Annotated in this window: 14 protein-coding genes; all 14 read left to right on the top strand. The window is 71.4% G+C overall.

Annotated features, from left to right (window positions below; all coding sequences use genetic code 11):
* Position 1 precedes the first annotated feature (1 nt).
* The 14 genes from lysA (at position 2) to ACIQU6_RS02285 (ending at position 16,791) form a co-directional block, all read left to right on the top strand.
* A complete protein-coding gene (gene lysA / locus ACIQU6_RS02350) occupies positions 2-1,393 on the top strand; it encodes a diaminopimelate decarboxylase (RefSeq protein ID WP_403479748.1) in 1,392 nt (463 codons plus the stop codon).
* Between the two features lie 157 nt (positions 1,394-1,550).
* The gene (locus tag ACIQU6_RS02345; RefSeq protein ID WP_403479747.1) at positions 1,551-2,843 is read left to right on the top strand and encodes a homoserine dehydrogenase; all 1,293 of its coding nucleotides are present in this window, start codon (positions 1,551-1,553) and stop codon (positions 2,841-2,843) included.
* An 8-nt stretch (positions 2,844-2,851) separates the two neighbouring features.
* Positions 2,852-3,934, top strand: a complete 1,083-nt coding sequence (thrC, locus tag ACIQU6_RS02340) for a threonine synthase (protein ID WP_274913277.1) — start codon at positions 2,852-2,854, stop codon at positions 3,932-3,934.
* Between the two features lie 347 nt (positions 3,935-4,281).
* Positions 4,282-5,199 (top strand): homoserine kinase, encoded by a 918-nt coding sequence (gene thrB, locus ACIQU6_RS02335; protein ID WP_403479746.1) that lies wholly within the window; start codon positions 4,282-4,284, stop codon positions 5,197-5,199.
* Between the two features lie 373 nt (positions 5,200-5,572).
* Positions 5,573-7,600 carry a transcription termination factor Rho gene (rho, locus tag ACIQU6_RS02330; RefSeq protein ID WP_403479745.1) on the top strand — a complete coding sequence of 676 codons (2,028 nt, stop codon included), beginning with the start codon at positions 5,573-5,575 and terminating at the stop codon, positions 7,598-7,600.
* Positions 7,601-7,949: 349 nt separating this feature from the next.
* Positions 7,950-9,074 carry an LCP family protein gene (locus tag ACIQU6_RS02325; protein WP_403479744.1) on the top strand — a complete coding sequence of 375 codons (1,125 nt, stop codon included), beginning with the start codon at positions 7,950-7,952 and terminating at the stop codon, positions 9,072-9,074.
* A 154-nt stretch (positions 9,075-9,228) separates the two neighbouring features.
* Positions 9,229-9,453: a 50S ribosomal protein L31 gene (gene rpmE / locus ACIQU6_RS02320; protein WP_248015100.1), complete on the top strand. Its 225-nt coding sequence runs from the start codon at positions 9,229-9,231 to the stop codon at positions 9,451-9,453.
* A gap of 168 nt (positions 9,454-9,621) precedes the next feature.
* On the top strand, positions 9,622-10,701 hold the full coding sequence (gene prfA, locus ACIQU6_RS02315; protein WP_403479743.1) for a peptide chain release factor 1: 1,080 nt from the start codon (positions 9,622-9,624) through the stop codon (positions 10,699-10,701).
* 39 nt (positions 10,702-10,740) lie between these two features.
* Positions 10,741-11,586 carry a peptide chain release factor N(5)-glutamine methyltransferase gene (prmC, locus tag ACIQU6_RS02310; RefSeq protein ID WP_274913269.1) on the top strand — a complete coding sequence of 282 codons (846 nt, stop codon included), beginning with the start codon at positions 10,741-10,743 and terminating at the stop codon, positions 11,584-11,586.
* A 70-nt stretch (positions 11,587-11,656) separates the two neighbouring features.
* Positions 11,657-12,304 carry an L-threonylcarbamoyladenylate synthase gene (locus ACIQU6_RS02305; protein WP_274913268.1) on the top strand — a complete coding sequence of 216 codons (648 nt, stop codon included), beginning with the start codon at positions 11,657-11,659 and terminating at the stop codon, positions 12,302-12,304.
* Positions 12,304-12,999, top strand: a complete 696-nt coding sequence (locus tag ACIQU6_RS02300; protein WP_403479742.1) for a protein-tyrosine-phosphatase — start codon at positions 12,304-12,306, stop codon at positions 12,997-12,999. The genes ACIQU6_RS02305 and ACIQU6_RS02300 overlap by 1 nt, the downstream gene beginning before the upstream one ends.
* 231 nt (positions 13,000-13,230) lie before the next feature.
* Positions 13,231-14,619 carry a serine hydroxymethyltransferase gene (gene glyA / locus ACIQU6_RS02295; protein ID WP_403479741.1) on the top strand — a complete coding sequence of 463 codons (1,389 nt, stop codon included), beginning with the start codon at positions 13,231-13,233 and terminating at the stop codon, positions 14,617-14,619.
* Positions 14,620-14,738: 119 nt separating this feature from the next.
* Positions 14,739-16,064, top strand: a complete 1,326-nt coding sequence (locus tag ACIQU6_RS02290; RefSeq protein WP_403479740.1) for an MraY family glycosyltransferase — start codon at positions 14,739-14,741, stop codon at positions 16,062-16,064.
* A 289-nt stretch (positions 16,065-16,353) separates the two neighbouring features.
* Entirely contained in the window at positions 16,354-16,791 is a 438-nt protein-coding gene (locus tag ACIQU6_RS02285) for a hypothetical protein (RefSeq protein ID WP_274913262.1), read from the top strand.
* Positions 16,792-16,862: the final 71 nt, after the last annotated feature.

Below are 16,862 nucleotides of genomic sequence, written 5' to 3'. Positions count from 1 at the left end.
TATGAGCCGTTCCGCGCACCCCGCAGGCCCCCGGCATGGCGACGTACTGCCCGAGGGGCACTACGCCGGGCCGCCCGCCGACCTCAACTCCCTTGACCCGCGGGTCTGGTCCCGCACCGTGGCGCGCGACGCCGACGGCGCGGTGACCGTCGGCGGGCTGTCCGTGACCGCGCTCGCCGAGGAGTTCGGCACGCCGGCCTACTTCCTGGACGAGGCGGACTTCCGGGCGCGCTGCCACGCCTGGAAGGACGCGTTCGGGCCGGACGCCGACGTCTTCTACGCCGGCAAGGCGTTCCTGTCCCGCGCCGTCGTGCGGTGGCTGCACGAGGAGGGCCTCCACCTCGACGTCTGCTCCGGCGGCGAACTCGCGACCGCGCTGGACGCGGGGATGCCCGCGGAGCGCATCGCCCTGCACGGCAACAACAAGAGCACCGAGGAGATCACCCGGGCCGTCGAGGCCGGGGTGGGCCGCATCGTGCTGGACTCCTTCCAGGAGATCGCCCGGGTCGCGCACATCGCCGAGCGGCTCGGCAAGCGCCAGCGGGTGCAGATCCGGGTCACGGTCGGCGTCGAGGCGCACACCCACGAGTTCATCGCGACCGCGCACGAGGACCAGAAGTTCGGCATCGCGCTGGCCGGCGGCCAGGCCGCCGAGGCGGTCCGGCGCGCGCTGAAGCTGGACGGCCTCGAACTCATCGGCATCCACAGCCACATCGGCTCGCAGATCTTCGACATGGCCGGCTTCGAGGTCTCGGCCCGCCGCGTCGTGGAGCTGCTCGCGGCGGTCCGCGACGAGCACGGCGTGGAGCTGCCGGAGATCGACCTCGGCGGCGGGCTGGGCATCGCCTACACCTCCGACGACGACCCGCGGGCGCCGCACGAGATCGCCGAGGCGCTGCGCGGGATCGTCGGCCGCGAGTGCACGGCGGCCGGGCTGCGGGTGCCGCGGCTGTCCGTCGAGCCGGGCCGGGCGATCGTCGGCCCGACCGCCTTCACGCTCTACGAGGTCGGCACGGTCAAGGAGTTGGAGGGGCTGCGCACCTACGTCTCCGTGGACGGCGGGATGTCGGACAACATCCGCACCGCGCTGTACGACGCGGAGTACAGCGTGGTGCTGGCCTCCCGGACGTCGAGTGCCGAGCCGATGCTGTCGCGGGTGGTCGGCAAGCACTGCGAGAGCGGCGACATCGTCGTGCGGGACGCCTTCCTGCCCTCCGACGTGGCGCCGGGCGACCTGCTCGCGGTGCCGGCGACCGGCGCGTACTGCCGCTCCATGGCCAGCAACTACAACCACGCGCTGCGCCCGCCGGTGGTGGCGGTCAACGACGGTGCGGCCCGGGTGATCGTCCGGCGGGAGACGGAGGAAGATCTCCTGCGGTTGGATGTCGGGTAGGGGCGGATCGCCGGGACCGGGCCCCGGATGAAATAAATGTCTCGGCATCCGGACGCGGGGCGGAAACCGCCGTCCGGTGCGTGAGACTGGTGCACGACCGGGAAACCGGTGCGTGACCAAGCATGAAACCGCTGGATCGAAGAAAAGACGAGGTCGAATGATGCGTACGCGTCCGCTGAAGGTGGCGCTGCTGGGCTGTGGTGTGGTCGGCTCAGAGGTGACGCGCATCATGACGACGCACGCCGACGACCTCGCGGCCCGCATCGGTGCGCCCGTGGAGCTCGCCGGGATCGCCGTCCGCCGCCCGGAGAAGGTGCGGGCCGGCGTCCCGGCCGAGCTGATCACCACCGATGCCACCGCGCTCGTCAAACGCGGCGACATCGACGTGGTCATCGAGGTGATCGGGGGGATCGAGCCCGCCCGGGGGCTGATCACCACCGCCTTCGAGCACGGCGCGAGCGTGGTCTCGGCCAACAAGGCCCTGGTGGCGGCCGACGGCGCAGCGCTGCACGCGGCCGCCGAGAAGCACAACGCCGACCTGTACTACGAGGCGGCGGTCGCCGGCGCGATCCCGCTGGTGCGGCCGCTGCGCGAGTCGCTCGCCGGCGACAAGGTCAACCGCGTCCTCGGCATCGTCAACGGCACCACCAACTTCATCCTCGACAAGATGGACACCACCGGCGCCGGCTACAGCGAGGCCCTCGACGAGGCCACCGCGCTCGGCTACGCCGAGGCCGACCCGACCGCCGACGTCGAGGGCTTCGACGCCGCCGCCAAGGCCGCGATCCTCGCCGGGATCGCCTTCCACACCCGCGTCACCATCGACGACGTGCACCGCGAGGGGCTGACCGAGGTCACCGCCGCGGACATCGCCTCCGCCAAGCGGATGGGCTGCACCGTCAAGCTGCTGGCCATCTGCGAACGGGCCGCGGACGGCGCGTCGGTGACCGCCCGGGTGCACCCGGCGATGATCCCGCTGACGCATCCGCTGGCGTCCGTGCGCGAGGCGTACAACGCGGTCTTCGTGGAGGCCGACGCGGCCGGCCAGTTGATGTTCTACGGGCCGGGTGCGGGCGGTGCGCCGACCGCCTCCGCGGTCCTCGGCGACCTCGTCGCGGTCTGCCGCAACAAGCTCGCCGGAGCCACCGGGCCGGGGGAGTCGGCGTACACCGCGCTGCCCGTCAGCCCCATGGGTGAGGTCGTCACCCGCTACCACATCAGTCTCGACGTGGCCGACAAGCCCGGCGTCCTCGCGCAGGTCGCGACGGTCTTCGCCGAACACGGCGTGTCCATCGACACCGTCCGCCAACAGGGCAAGGACGGGGAGGCGGACCTCGTCGTCGTCACCCACCGGGCGACCGACGCGGCCCTGTCGTCGACGGTCCAAGCGCTGCGCGAGCTGGACACCGTCCGCGGTGTCGTCAGCATCATGCGGGTCGAAGGGGAGTAGAGGAACCCATGTCTGCCAATTCCACCGTGGCCACCAGTAGGCAGTGGCGCGGAATCATCGAGGAGTACCGCGACCGGCTGCCGGTCAGCGACACGACCGAGGTCGTGACCCTCCGGGAGGGCGGCACGCCGCTCGTCCCCGCCCAGGTGCTGTCCGAGCGCACCGGCTGCGAGGTGCACCTCAAGGTCGAGGGCGCCAACCCCACGGGGTCGTTCAAGGACCGCGGGATGACGATGGCCATCACCCGCGCCAAGGAAGAGGGTGCCAAGGCCGTCATCTGCGCCTCCACCGGCAACACCTCCGCCTCGGCCGCCGCCTACGCGGTCCGGGCCGGGATGGTCTGCGCGGTGCTGGTCCCGCAGGGCAAGATCGCGCTCGGCAAGATGGGCCAGGCGCTGGTGCACGGCGCCAAGATCCTCCAGGTCGACGGAAATTTCGACGACTGCCTGACGCTGGCCCGGGGCCTCTCCGAGAAGTACCCGGTCGCACTTGTGAACTCCGTTAACCCGGTGCGCATCGAGGGCCAGAAGACCGCCGCCTTCGAGATCGTCGACATGCTCGGCGACGCCCCCGACATCCACGTCCTGCCCGTCGGCAACGCCGGCAACATCACCGCCTACTGGAAGGGCTACCGGGAGTACGCGGCCGACGGCGTCGCCGCGCGCACCCCGCGGATGTGGGGCTTCCAGGCGTCCGGCAGCGCCCCGATCGTGCGCGGCGAGGTCGTCAAGGACCCGCACACCATCGCCACCGCGATCCGCATCGGCAACCCCGCCTCCTGGGAGTTCGCCGAGCGCGCCCGGGACGAGTCCGGCGGCTTCATCGACGACGTGACGGACCGTCAAATCCTCGCCGCCTACCGCCTGTTGGCCGCGCAGGAGGGTGTCTTCGTGGAGCCCGCGTCGGCCGCTTCGGTAGCCGGTCTGCTGAAGGCCGCCGAGGAGGGCAAGGTCGACCCCGGCCAGCGGATCGTCTGCACGGTCACCGGCAACGGCCTGAAGGACCCCGACTGGGCGGTCGCCGGTGCGCCGCAGCCGGTCACGGTCCCGATCGACGCCGACGCCGCGGCCGAGCGCCTCGGTCTCGCCTGACCCTCCCGGGCAACCCCCGCAACCTGCGGAGACGTTCGGGGCGGGTGGGCCGGCCAGCCGCCCGCCCGCCCCGAACCGCGCATTGCGCAAAGCCTCGGGCAAACGCTGCAAAGGCGCCGTTGAGGCATGTGATGGCGCGCGACACGCATCGTGCGCCTCCTGTGCGCCCTATGTCGCGACAGAACCTTCCTTCGATAGGCTGGCACCCAACTCCCCTCCCCACGGCATAACGCAGTGGTGTGCAGGGCAGGTCAGAACAGACCCCACGAGCCGCCCGGGCGCTTCGGCGCCGCGGAGTCGTGCTCCGGGGCAGTACCGCAGCATCAATCAAGGAGAGTCATCGAGCGATGGCCGGTCCCGCGTTCCGCGCCGCCGCCGTCCGGGTGCGCACCCCCGCTACCAGCGCCAATCTCGGCCCCGGCTTCGATGCCCTGGGACTTTCCCTGGGGCTGTACGACGACGTCGTCGTCCGGGTCGCCGACTCCGGTCTGCACGTCGACATCGCCGGCGAGGGTGCGCAGTCGCTGCCGCGCGACGAAAGCCATCTGCTCGTACGGGCCATGCGCACCGCCTTCGACCTGCTCGGCGGGCAGCCGCGCGGCCTGGAGATCGTCTGCGCCAACCGCATCCCGCACGGCCGGGGCCTCGGCTCCTCCTCGGCCGCCATCTGCGCCGGCATCGTCGCGGCCCGCGCGGTGACCATAGGCGGCGAGCAGAAGCTGGACGACGCCGCGCTGTTGGAGCTCGCCAACGAGATCGAGGGCCACCCCGACAACGTCGCGGCCTGTCTGCTCGGCGGGTTCACGCTGGCCTGGACGGACACCGGCACCGCGCGGGCGATCCGCATGGATCCGGCCGATTCCATCGTTCCGGTGGTCTTCGTGCCCGGGAAGCCGGTGCTCACCGAGACCGCCCGCGGACTGCTGCCGCGCACCGTCCCGCACGTGGACGCCGCGGCCAACGCCGGTCGTGCCGCACTGCTCGTCGAGGCCCTGACCAGGCGCCCCGAGCTGCTGCTCGCCGCGACCGAGGACCGACTTCACCAGGACTACCGCGCCCCCGCGATGCCGGAGAGCATGGGCCTGGTGAACCGACTGCGCGCGGACGGCGTCCCCGCAGTCATCTCCGGTGCGGGCCCGACGGTGCTCGCACTGGTCGAAGAAGCGGCGGCCGACAAGGTCGCGGCGCTGGCGGGAGAGGGGTGGGCGGCCAACCGGCTGACCCTCGACGCGGCGGGCACCTGCGTGCTGCCGCTCGCCGGGTGATCACACCGAGTGATCGACGATCGCCGGTCTTGGAGAGGGGGAATGTTTGTTGGATCCGGTAGTGTTAACCTCAAGTCAGTACTCGACGCCAGTGTGGCGCGGTGCTTCGTGTCCCCCATCGGGACCATTTCTTCCGGGAGCCTCCCAAACTGCTTGGAACCTTTGTCCTGAGCAGACGTGAGCACGCTCCGGAATCGGCGTGACGACACAAGTCACATCCCAGATCTTCACGCCGGAGCCATGAATTGATTTCTCCGCCGAATCAGGCGGGACCACCGCCCCGGCCCGGTCCGTTAGACCAAGGAACCGGCCGGACAGCACAACCGGTCGCCGAGCCAGACAGGCCGACGCCCGCTCCAGGGAAGGACCCTTCGTGAGCGACACCACCGATCTGATGGGCGCGCGCACCGACGGCAGTGCCGCCACGCCCGCCACGGACGCTCCCGCCGCGCCTGCCACCACGCGGCGCCGCCGTTCCGGCACCGGCCTTGAGGGCATGGTCCTGGCAGAGTTGCAGCAGATTGCCTCGGGCCTCGGTATCAAGGGCACCGCGCGGATGCGCAAGAGCCAGCTGATCGAGGTCATCAAGGAGCGGCAGGCCGCCGGCTCCGGGGCCGCAACCAAGGCCGACGCGCCCGCCGCCGACGCCGAGACCAAGCCCAAGCGCCGGGCCACCTCCAAGGCCCGCACCGGTGAGGAGAGCGCCGAGCCCGCCAAGGCCGAGAAGGCCGCCAAGTCGGCCAAGTCCACGGAGAAGGCCGGGACCCAGCAGCAGATCGACATCCCCGGCCAGCCCTCCCCGCAGGGCGGCGCCGCCGCCGAGGAGGCGCCGACCGGTGAGCGCCGCCGGCGCCGGGCCACCGCCCCCGCGGGCAGCCCGGACGGCACCGACGCCAAGGCCGAGTCCGCCACCGCGGTCAAGGCCGAGGCCAAGACCGACACCGCCGCGCAGGAGGCCGGCGAGGGCCGGACCGCCAGGGGCACCGACCGTCAGGACCGCGGGGACCGTCAGGACCGCGGCCCGAAGGGCGAGCGGGGTCGTCGGGACCGTGACCGGGACCGCGACCGCGACCGTCGCAAGGGCGACGCGGGCGACAGCGGCGGCCAGGGCGGCAACCGTCAGCGGGACCGTCGGGACGGCGGCGGCGACGAGGAGGACTTCGAGGGCGGTCGGCGCGGTCGGCGCGGCCGTTACCGCGACCGCCGCGGGCGTCGTGGCCGCGAGGACTTCGCGAACGAGCCGCAGTTGGCCGAGGACGACGTGCTGATCCCCGTCGCGGGCATCCTCGACATCCTCGACAACTACGCGTTCATCCGGACCTCCGGCTACCTGCCCGGCCCGAACGACGTGTACGTCTCGCTCGCCCAGGTCCGCAAGAACGGCCTGCGCAAGGGCGACCACGTCACCGGCGCGGTCCGGCAGCCCAAGGACGGCGAGCGGCGCGAGAAGTTCAACGCCCTGGTGCGGCTGGACAGCGTCAACAGCATGGCGCCCGAACAGGGCCGCCAGCGTGCCGAGTTCGGGAAGCTGACGCCCCTTTACCCGCAGGAGCGGCTGCGCCTGGAGGGTGAGTCGGGCGGCCTGACGACCCGGATCATCGACCTCGTCACGCCGATCGGCAAGGGCCAGCGTGGTCTGATCGTGGCGCCGCCGAAGACCGGCAAGACCATGATCATGCAGGCGATCGCCAACTCGATCACCCGCAACAACCCCGAGTGCCACCTGATGGTCGTCCTCGTCGACGAGCGTCCGGAAGAGGTCACCGACATGCAGCGGTCGGTCAAGGGCGAGGTCATCTCCTCGACCTTCGACCGCCCGGCCGAGGACCACACCACCGTCGCCGAACTCGCCATCGAGCGCGCCAAGCGCCTGGTCGAGCTCGGTCACGACGTGGTCGTGCTGCTGGACTCCATCACCCGCCTGGGCCGCGCGTACAACCTCGCGGCGCCCGCCTCCGGCCGCATCCTCTCCGGTGGTGTCGACTCGACCGCGCTCTACCCGCCGAAGCGCTTCTTCGGTGCCGCGCGCAACATCGAGGACGGCGGCTCGCTGACCATCCTGGCCACCGCGCTGGTCGAGACCGGCTCGCGGATGGACGAGGTGATCTTCGAGGAGTTCAAGGGCACCGGCAACCTGGAGCTCAAGCTCGACCGCAAGCTCTCCGACAAGCGCATCTTCCCGGCGGTGGACGTGGACGCGTCCAGCACCCGTAAGGAAGAGATCCTGATGGGCAGCGACGAGCTGGCCATCGTCTGGAAGCTGCGCCGGGTGCTGCACGCGCTGGACCAGCAGCAGGCCATCGAGCTGCTGCTGGACAAGATGAAGCAGACCAAGTCCAACGCGGAGTTCCTGCTGCAGATCCAGAAGACGACGCCGACCACGGGCAACGGCAACGACTGACGCCCGCGGCCGCGCCGCACTTCCACCGGGCCCCCACACCCCTTCGCGGGTATGGGGGCCCGGTGCGTTCCGGTGCGACCCGCGCCGCGCGGGGCCGTGACCCGCTTGAGACCTTTCGCACAGATCGACGGCGCCCGCGGCGTTTACGCCGGAGTGTGCCGCGCCGCGAAACCCCTGGTGAGGGCCGTGCCGCGGGCTCCGCATCGTCGAGCGACGCCCGGTTCTTCTAAGAAAACGCTCATATTGGGCTGTGCAACCCTTCCGGTCGGCCCCCCGTCTGACTAGGCAATCCACCGCTTACGGCAGGGAGACGGCGAGGCGCAGTCGACCGACGAAGGACTGAGAACAGATGGCGCAGAGCGACGGGACCGGGCGAACCGCCGGAAGCGGAGGACGCTCCATACGTGGCACCGGACGGCGGCGCAAGGCCCCCAGCCGGCGGCACCGGATCCTCACCCGCACCCTGTGCGCACTGGTCGGCGTGGTGCTGCTCGGCGGCGCCGGGGCCGGCTACCTCTACTTCAAGTTCAACGGCAACCTCACGGGCGTCGACATCAACGCCGCCCTCGGCCGCGACCGGCCCAAGAACATCGACAACGGCTCGATGGACATCCTCGTCATGGGCTCTGACTCCCGCTCGGGCGCCAACTCCTCCTACGGCAAGGACGAGGGCGGGGCGCGCTCGGACACCGCGATGGTCCTCCACGTCTTCAAGGGCCACAAGAAGGCCAGCGTCGTCAGCATCCCCCGCGACACCCTGGTCACCCGGCCCGACTGCACCAAGGACGGCAGGACCGTCCCGGGGGAGCGGCGCGCCATGTTCAACACCGCCTTCGAGGTCGGCGGCCCGGCCTGCGCCGTCAAGACCGTCGAGTCGATGAGCGGCATCCGTATGGACCACTTCGTCGAGGTCGACTTCACCGGCTTCAAGAAGCTCATCGACGCGCTCGGCGGGGTGCCGATCACCACCACCAAGCCGATCGACGACAAGTACAGCCATCTGCACCTGGCGCCCGGCACCCACACCCTGGGCGGCGAGGACGCCCTCGGCCTGGTCCGCACCCGGCACGGCGTCCCCGGCGGCGACGGCAGCGACCTCGGCCGCATCGAGCTCCAACAGACCTTCATCAAGGCCCTGTTGAAGCAGGTCCGCAGCATCGGCGTGCTCTCCAACCCCGGCAAGCTCTACGACATCGCCGACACCGCCACCAAGGCCGTCACCACCGACACCGACCTCAACTCGGTCACCGCACTGACCGGTCTGGCCAAGGAGCTCGGCGGCATCTCCACCGACGACATCGACATGGCGACGCTCCCGGTGACCTACGACCCGGTCAACCCCGACCGCGTGCTGCCGCTCACCGCCAAGAGCCGGCAGGTGTGGGACGCGCTCCGCAACGACCAGGACATCCCCAAGGCCGCGCTCAAGGGCTCGGCGGGTGACAAGGGCGGTACGTCCCGCTACGTCAAGTAGCCGCCACCGGCGCCACGCCCGCCCGGGAATAGCGCAGGCCGTACCCCGGTTTTGGGAGATACGGCCAGTGCTGGCAAACTGGACCGTCGGCCCCGGTTCACGTGACGCAATCCGTGCCACGACCCGGAGCCACTCCCGAACCTAGGAGAATCCCTTGAAGCGCGACATCCACCCGGAGTACGTCGAGACCCAGGTCAGCTGCACCTGTGGCGCCTCCTTCACCACTCGTAGCACCGTCGCCGGCGGCACCATCCGCGCCGACATCTGCTCCGAGTGCCACCCGTTCTACACGGGCAAGCAGAAGATCCTGGACACGGGCGGCCGCGTGGCCCGCTTCGAGGCCCGCTTCGGCAAGAACGCCAAGGCCGCCAAGAAGTAGCGACCCGCAAGGCGCCGGCCTCCGGTCGCCCCTGGACAAGGGGGACCGGACCGGCGTCTTTGTCGTCCGTACCCTCTGCCCCCCGGCTGAGGGGCCGGCCCGCCGCACCGCGGCAACGGGGCGCAGCGTCCCGGGAAGCCACACCAGCAGTCAGCAGAGGAACACACGATGTTCGAGGCGGTCGAGGAACTGGTCGGCGAGCACGCCGACCTCGAAAAGCGGCTGGCCGACCCCGCGGTCCACGCGGACCAGCGCGAGGCCATGCGGCTCAACAAGCGCTATGCGGAACTGACCCCGATCATCGCCACGTACCGCGCGTGGAAGCAGACCGGCGACGACATCGGCACGGCCCGTGAACTGGCCGCCGACGACCCGGACTTCGCGAGTGAGGCCAAGGACCTCGAAGCCACCCGCGAGCAGCTCACCGAGAAGCTGCGGCTGCTGCTCGTCCCGCGCGACCCCAGCGACGACAAGGACGTCATCCTGGAGGTCAAGGCCGGTGAGGGCGGCGAGGAGTCCGCGCTGTTCGCCGGCGACCTGCTGCGGATGTACCTGCGGTACGCGGAGCGGGTCGGCTGGAAGACCGAGATCCTCGACGCCAACGAGTCCGACCTCGGCGGCTACAAGGACGTCCAGGTCGCGGTGAAGACCAAGGGCGGCGGCGGGGCCACCGAGCCCGGCCAGGGCGTCTGGGCGCGGCTGAAGTACGAGGGCGGGGTGCACCGCGTCCAGCGGGTGCCCGCGACCGAGTCGCAGGGCCGGATCCACACCTCCGCGGCCGGTGTGCTGGTCACGCCGGAGGCCGAGGAGGTCGAGGTCGAGGTCGTCGCCAACGACCTGCGGATCGACGTCTACCGCTCCTCGGGACCCGGCGGCCAGTCCGTCAACACCACCGACTCCGCGGTCCGGATCACCCACCTGCCCACCGGCATCGTGGTCTCCTGCCAGAACGAGAAGAGCCAGCTCCAGAACAAGGAGCAGGCGATGCGCATCCTCCGCTCGCGGCTGCTGGCCGCGGCCCAGGAGGAGGCCGAGAAGGAGGCGTCGGACGCCCGGCGCAGCCAGGTGCGCACCGTCGACCGCTCGGAGCGCATCCGCACCTACAACTTCCCGGAGAACCGCATCTCGGACCACCGGGTGGGCTTCAAGGCGTACAACCTGGACCAGGTGCTCGACGGCGAGCTGGACCCGGTCATCCAGGCGTGCGTCGACGCCGATGCGGCGGCCAAGCTGGCCGCCGCCCAGTAAGACCGCAAGACCCTCAAGGACCGATCGGCTGGAGGACCAGTGAACCTGCTGCTCGCGGAGGTGGCCCAGGCCACCCAGCGGCTGGCCGACGCCGGCGTGCCCTCCCCGCGCTTCGACGCGGAGGAGTTGGCCGCGCATGTGCACGGCGTCAAGCGCAGCCAGTTGCACACGGTCCCCGACGCGGACTTCGACGCCCGCTACTGGGAGGCCGTCGCCCGCCGTGAGGCGCGCGAACCCCTCCAGCACATCACCGGCCGGGCGTTCTTCCGCTACCTCGAACTGGCCGTCGGGCCGGGGGTGTTCGTGCCCCGCCCGGAGACCGAGTCGGTGGTCGGTTGGGCGATAGACGCGGTGCGCGCCATGGACGTCGTCGAGCCGCTGATCGTCGACCTCTGCACCGGCTCGGGGGCGATCGCCCTCGCCCTGGCGCAGGAGGTGCCGCGCTCGCGGGTGCACGCCGTGGAGCTCTCCGACGAGGCCCTGGGCTTCGCCCGCAAGAACGTCGAGGGGTCCCGCGTCGTTCTCCACCACGGCGATGCGCTCACCGCGCTCCCCGAACTGGACGGGCAGGTCGACCTGGTGATCTCCAATCCGCCGTACATCCCGCTCACCGAGTGGGAGTACGTCGCCCCCGAGGCCCGCGACCACGACCCGGAGCTGGCGCTGTTCTCCGGCGAGGACGGCCTGGACACCATCCGGGGCATCGAGCGGACCGCACACCGTCTGCTGCGGCCCGGCGGCGTGGTCGTCGTCGAGCATGCCGACACCCAGGGCGGGCAGGTGCCGTGGATCTTCAACGAGGAGCTGGGCTGGGCGGACGCGGCCGACCACCCCGACCTCAACAACCGGCCCCGCTTCGCCACCGCGCGCCGGGCGACGCCATGAGCCGCCCCGCCCAGGCGCCCGATGCAGGCGATGCATCCGAAGTATTCGTTCCGCACGAGGAGGACCGCTAATGGCACGGCGATACGACTGCAGCGACGCGACCGACCGCGCGACCGGCCTGCGTGAGGCAGCCTCGGCCGTGCGGCGCGGCGAGCTGGTCGTGCTGCCGACCGACACCGTCTACGGCATCGGCGCGGACGCCTTCAGCCCGGAGGCCGTCGGTGACCTGCTGGAGGCCAAGGGCCGCGGCCGGGGCATGCCGTCCCCGGTCCTGGTCGGGTCCCCCAACACCCTGCACGGCCTGGTCACCGAGTTCTCCGAGCAGGCATGGGAGCTGGTCGACGCGTTCTGGCCGGGGGCGTTGACCCTCGTCGCCAGCCATCAGCCGTCGCTGACCTGGGACTTGGGCGAGACCCGCGGCACGGTCGCGGTGCGGATGCCGCTGCACCCGGTCGCCATCGAACTGCTCACCGAGTTCGGCCCGATGGCCGTCTCCAGCGCCAACCTCACCGGTCACCCCTCCCCGCAGGACTGCGACGCCGCGCAGGAGATGCTCGGCGACTCGGTCTCGGTCTACCTCGACGCCGGCCCGACGCCCGCCGCCGTGCCGTCGTCGATCGTGGACGTCACCGGCAAGGTGCCGGTGCTGCTGCGCGAGGGCGCGATCAGCGTCGAGGAGCTGCGCAAGGTCGTACCCGAGCTTGAGGTGGCGCATTGATGCCGCCGCCACAGGGACGGGGCATAGCGGGACGAGGCGCCGACACCTTCTCCGTCCCGGTGGAGAGCCCGCACTGCTTCCGGATCCTCCACGTCAGCACCGGCAACGTCTGTCGCTCGCCGATCACCGAGCGGCTGCACCGGCACGCCCTCCAGGAGCGGCTCGGCTCGTCACAAGCCGTCCGCGGCTGCGGGCTGCTCGTGGAGAGCGCCGGCACCTGGGGCCATGAGGGCGCCCCGATGGAGACGCACGCCGCGACGGTGCTCGCCGACTACGGCGCGGACCCGGCCGGCTTCATCGGCCGGGAGCTGCTCGACGAGCACGTCATCCGGGCCGACCTGGTGCTCACCGCCACCCGCGACCACCGCGCGCAGGTCATCTCCATGGGGCACTCCGCGGGGCTGCGCACCTTCACGCTGAAGGAGTTCAACCGCCTGGTTCGCGCCATAGATCCGGCCACGTTGCCGGCGCCCGACCCGGGGCTGCCCGACGGCGGGCTGGTCGAGCGGGCCCGCGCGCTGGTCGGCGCGGCCGCCGCGCTGCGCGGCTGGCTGCTGGCGCCCAACCCGGAGTCCGACGAGGTCCACGACCCCTACGGGGCACCGATCACGTTCTTCCGCTCCATCGGCGACGAGATCAACCGCGCGCTCGACCCGGTCGTCACCGCCCTCACCGGAGTCCCGGCGCCGGCATAGCGCGCCCGCGCACCCTCCGGCGCGCCCCTCGCGTCCCAGGCGCCCCGGGAACAGCCCTGACGGCCCCTCTGCGGCCCGTGGCCGGCCCCGGGACCCGATCGGCCTCGGCACGCCGCGCCCGATGCCTGAGCCGCGCCTACATTGGGATTGGGCCTGCCGGGCGGTCAGGGCCGGCCGGGCCCCGGGGCACGTGCGACGTGTCCTGGTCCCGTACGAGGCCCGGAGCCAGCGATGCCCGCCACCACCGCGTCATCCCGCCGCACGTCCCCGGCCGGCCGCGTCACGGCCGGCGACCCCCGGGCCGCCGCCGCGGCCGAGACCGTCGAGCAGCGGGCCCGGGCCGCCGCCCACGACCAGGTCACCCGCCCGCCCGGCTCTCCCGACTTCGCCGCGCTGCTGCGCCAGGACCCGGAGATCGCCGGCGTCCTGTTGGCGGAGAGCGGCCGGCAGAGCGACGGGCTCCAACTCATCGCCGCCGAGAACTTCGTCTCGCCCGCCGTCCTGGCCGCCCTCGGCTCCCCGCTGGGCAACAAGTACGCCGAGGGCTATCCCGGCGCCCGGCACCACAGCGGCTGCGAAATCGTCGACCTCGCCGAGCGGATCGCGGTGGAGCGCGCCACCGCCCTCTTCGGCGCCGAACACGCCAACGTCCAGTCCCACTCGGGCTCTTCGGCCGTGCTCGCCGCCTACGCCGCGCTGCTGCGCCCCGGCGACACCGTCCTGGCGATGTCCCTGCGGCACGGCGGCCACCTCACCCACGGCTCACCGGCCAACTTCTCCGGCCGGTGGTTCGACTTCGCCGGCTACGGCGTCGACCCGGCGACCGGCCTGCTCGACTACGACGCGATCCGCACACTGGCCCGCGAGCGCCGCCCCAAGGCCCTGGTGTGCGGCTCGATCGCCTATCCGCGGCACATCGACTACGCCGCCTTCCGCGACATCGCCGACGAGATCGGCGCGTATCTGATCGCCGACGTGGCACACCCGATGGGGTTGATCGCCGGCCGGGCGGCGCCCAGCCCGGTGCCGTACGCGGACGTGGTGTGCGCGACCACCCACAAGGTGCTGCGCGGGCCGCGCGGCGGGATGATCCTGTGCCGGGCGCGGCTGGCCGAGCGGATCGACCGCGCGGTGTTCCCGTTCACCCAGGGCGGCGCGCAGATGAACGCGGTGGCCGCCAAGGCCGTGGCGTTCGCGGAGGCCGCGACGCCGGCGTTCCGGGGTTACGCCCGCCAGGTCGTCGACAATGCCCGGGCGCTGTCCGGCGGGCTGGCCGCGCAGGGCCTGACGGTCACCACCGGCGGCACCGACACCCATCTGATCACCGCGGACACCGCCCCGCTGGGCCTGGACGCGCGCACCGCCCGCGGCCGGCTGGCGGCCGCCGGCATCGTGCTGGACACCTGCGCACTGCCCGGCGCCCAGGCGCCCGCGGGGTCCGGGACCTGCCCGACCGGGATCCGGCTGGGCACCGCCGCGGTGACGACGCAGGGGATGGGCGAGGCCGAGATGCACCGGGTCGCGGAGCTGATCGGGGCGGCGCTGCGGGAGGACGGCGCGGTGCGCGCCGCGATCGCCGGGCTGGTCGGCCGGTTCCCGCCGTATCCGGAGCAGGACTGAGCGCGGGCGGCGCCGGAACCGTCCGCGCGGCGCCCGGCGTCTTCTCCGGCATGCGCCCGTATTCACGGCCACCGGCCGGACACGCATAAGGTGTGGGGCTGTGATGGCCAGCTATCTCTATGGGGCAGCCCGTGCGTGAATACCTGCTGACGCTGTGCGTCACTGCCGCGGTGACCTACCTGCTGACCGGGCCGGTGCGGAAGTTCGCGATCGCGGCCGGTGCGGTACCGGAGATCCGTGCGCGGGACGTACACCGCGAGCCGACCCCGCGACTGGGCGGGATCGCGATGTTCGGCGGGTTGTGCGCGGGGCTGCTGGTGGCCGCGCACCTGACCAACCTCAAGAGCGTCTTCGAGACCAACGAGCCGCGGGCCCTACTGTCGGGCGCCGCGCTGATCTGGATCCTCGGCGTGCTGGACGACAAATGGGGCGTGGACGCCCTGGTCAAGCTGGGCGGCCAGATGATCGCCGCGGGTGTGATGGTCCTTCAGGGGCTGACGATCCTCTACCTCCCGGTCCCCGGCATCGGCACGGTCGCGCTGACGCCGATGCAGGGCACCCTGCTGACCGTCGCGCTGGTCGTCATCACCATCAACGCGGTGAACTTCGTGGACGGCCTGGACGGTCTGGCGTCCGGCATGGTCTGCATCGCCGCGGCCGCGTTCTTCATGTACACCTACCGGCTCTGGTTCGGTTACGGCATCGAGGCGGCGGCGCCGGCCACCCTGTTCTCGGTCGTGCTGATGGGCATGTGCCTGGGCTTCCTGCCGCACAACATGCACCCGGCCCGGATCTTCATGGGCGACTCCGGCTCGATGCTGATCGGCCTGGTGATGGCGGCCGGCGCGGTCTCGCTGACCGGCCAGGTCGACCCGGACCTGCTCAACCAGAAGGCGGGCGGTCTGCGCGAGGCGACCCACGCGATGGTGCCGGTCTACATCCCGCTGCTGCTGCCGCTGACGATCATCGCGGTACCCGTCGCGGATCTGATTCTGGCCATTGTTCGGCGGACCTGGAAGGGGCAGTCGCCGTTCGCCGCGGACCGCGGGCACCTGCACCACCGCCTGCTGGAGATCGGCCACTCGCACAGCCGCGCGGTGCTGATCATGTACTTCTGGTCCGCGCTGATCGCGTTCGGCGCGGTGGCGTACTCCGCCAACGACGCCAGCATGTGGATCGTCCTGGGCATCGTGCTGCTCAGCGCGGTCGGCCTGGTGCTGCTCCTGCTGCCGCGCTTCACCCCGCGGGCCCCGATCTGGGCCGAGCGGCTGGTCCCGCCGCGCTACCGCCGGGTCGTCCGCGAGGCGTTGGAGGTGGACGGCGCGGTCGCGGACGAGCCGGGGGAGGAGCGTCGTTCGACGGTTCCGCCCGGGATCCACGGCGCCACGGCGATCGGCGACCGGTCACGTTTCGTGGACCGCCGCAGGGCGGGGAGTCACCGCTGAGGCCCCTCAAGGTCGCCCGAATGTGCGTCAGGAATCGGGACGGTTGACCCCATACCAGACAGCCGACGGTTCGTCAGTGCACTGATGTGCAGAGTCACTCTCAAGTGTGACAGGATCCACACGAACCAGGTAAAGACCTCATCAAATAGTTTGTGATACCGTTCACGAAACCCGGCGATAGAGCCGAAGGACCGTAGTGCGACGGTCCATTGGCCTGAAGGTTCTTGCGCCGGCCGGGTCTACGCTCGTCCCTGACGACACCACCCCCATCCCATGCCGGAGCGCCACCATGCAGTCGAATGACGCCCGACTACTTCTCCACGCCGCCGTACCCACCGTTGCCGCCGGCGCCATCGCCGTTGCCGTGAGCGGTGTGGTCGCGGGCGCCGCGGGTGCGCTCGGCGCCGCCTTCGGCGCCCTGCTGGTCATCCTGGTGATGGGGGCCGGGCTCGTCGTCCTGCAGCAGACCGCCAAGAAGCTGCCGCAGCTGTTCCAGATGATGGGGCTGCTGCTGTACACGGTGCAGATCCTGTTCGTGGCGGTGTTCCTCATCGCCTTCAAGGACACAACTCTCTTCGACACCAAGGCATTTGCGTTCTCTCTGCTCGCTGCCACCCTCGTATGGATCGCGGCGCAGACCCGCGGCCACATGAAGGCGAAGATTCTGTACGTGGATCCCGACTCCGCGGAGGCCAAGACGGCCAAGACGGCGGGGTCGCCGACGTGACACGTAGGGCCGAGATAAACGGCCTCGTGCCGGCCTGCTATCGTCCGGTGCCAACTGCGGCGCAGCTGGCG

This window comes from Streptomyces sp. NPDC090442 (genome assembly GCF_044769405.1).
In the GTDB taxonomy this organism is placed as follows: Bacteria; Actinomycetota; Actinomycetes; order Streptomycetales; family Streptomycetaceae; genus Streptomyces.
Note: the sequence above shows the minus strand (reverse complement) of the source record. Positions and strands in the feature narration are given on the sequence as shown.

Bases quoted from the DNA above. Each gene is read 5' to 3' on its own strand.
- glyA (WP_403479741.1), top strand. From the start codon at position 13,231: ATGCCCGCCACCACCGCGTCATCCCGCCGCACGTCCCCGGCCGGCCGC.
- ACIQU6_RS02300 (WP_403479742.1), top strand. From the start codon at position 12,304: ATGCCGCCGCCACAGGGACGGGGCATAGCGGGACGAGGCGCCGACACC.
- ACIQU6_RS02290 (WP_403479740.1), top strand. From the start codon at position 14,739: ATGGGGCAGCCCGTGCGTGAATACCTGCTGACGCTGTGCGTCACTGCC.
- ACIQU6_RS02305 (WP_274913268.1), top strand. From the start codon at position 11,657: ATGGCACGGCGATACGACTGCAGCGACGCGACCGACCGCGCGACCGGC.
- ACIQU6_RS02325 (WP_403479744.1), top strand. From the start codon at position 7,950: ATGGCGCAGAGCGACGGGACCGGGCGAACCGCCGGAAGCGGAGGACGC.
- thrB (WP_403479746.1), top strand. From the start codon at position 4,282: ATGGCCGGTCCCGCGTTCCGCGCCGCCGCCGTCCGGGTGCGCACCCCC.
- lysA (WP_403479748.1), top strand. From the start codon at position 2: ATGAGCCGTTCCGCGCACCCCGCAGGCCCCCGGCATGGCGACGTACTG.
- prfA (WP_403479743.1), top strand. From the start codon at position 9,622: ATGTTCGAGGCGGTCGAGGAACTGGTCGGCGAGCACGCCGACCTCGAA.
- thrC (WP_274913277.1), top strand. From the start codon at position 2,852: ATGTCTGCCAATTCCACCGTGGCCACCAGTAGGCAGTGGCGCGGAATC.
- ACIQU6_RS02285 (WP_274913262.1), top strand. From the start codon at position 16,354: ATGCAGTCGAATGACGCCCGACTACTTCTCCACGCCGCCGTACCCACC.
- ACIQU6_RS02345 (WP_403479747.1), top strand. From the start codon at position 1,551: ATGATGCGTACGCGTCCGCTGAAGGTGGCGCTGCTGGGCTGTGGTGTG.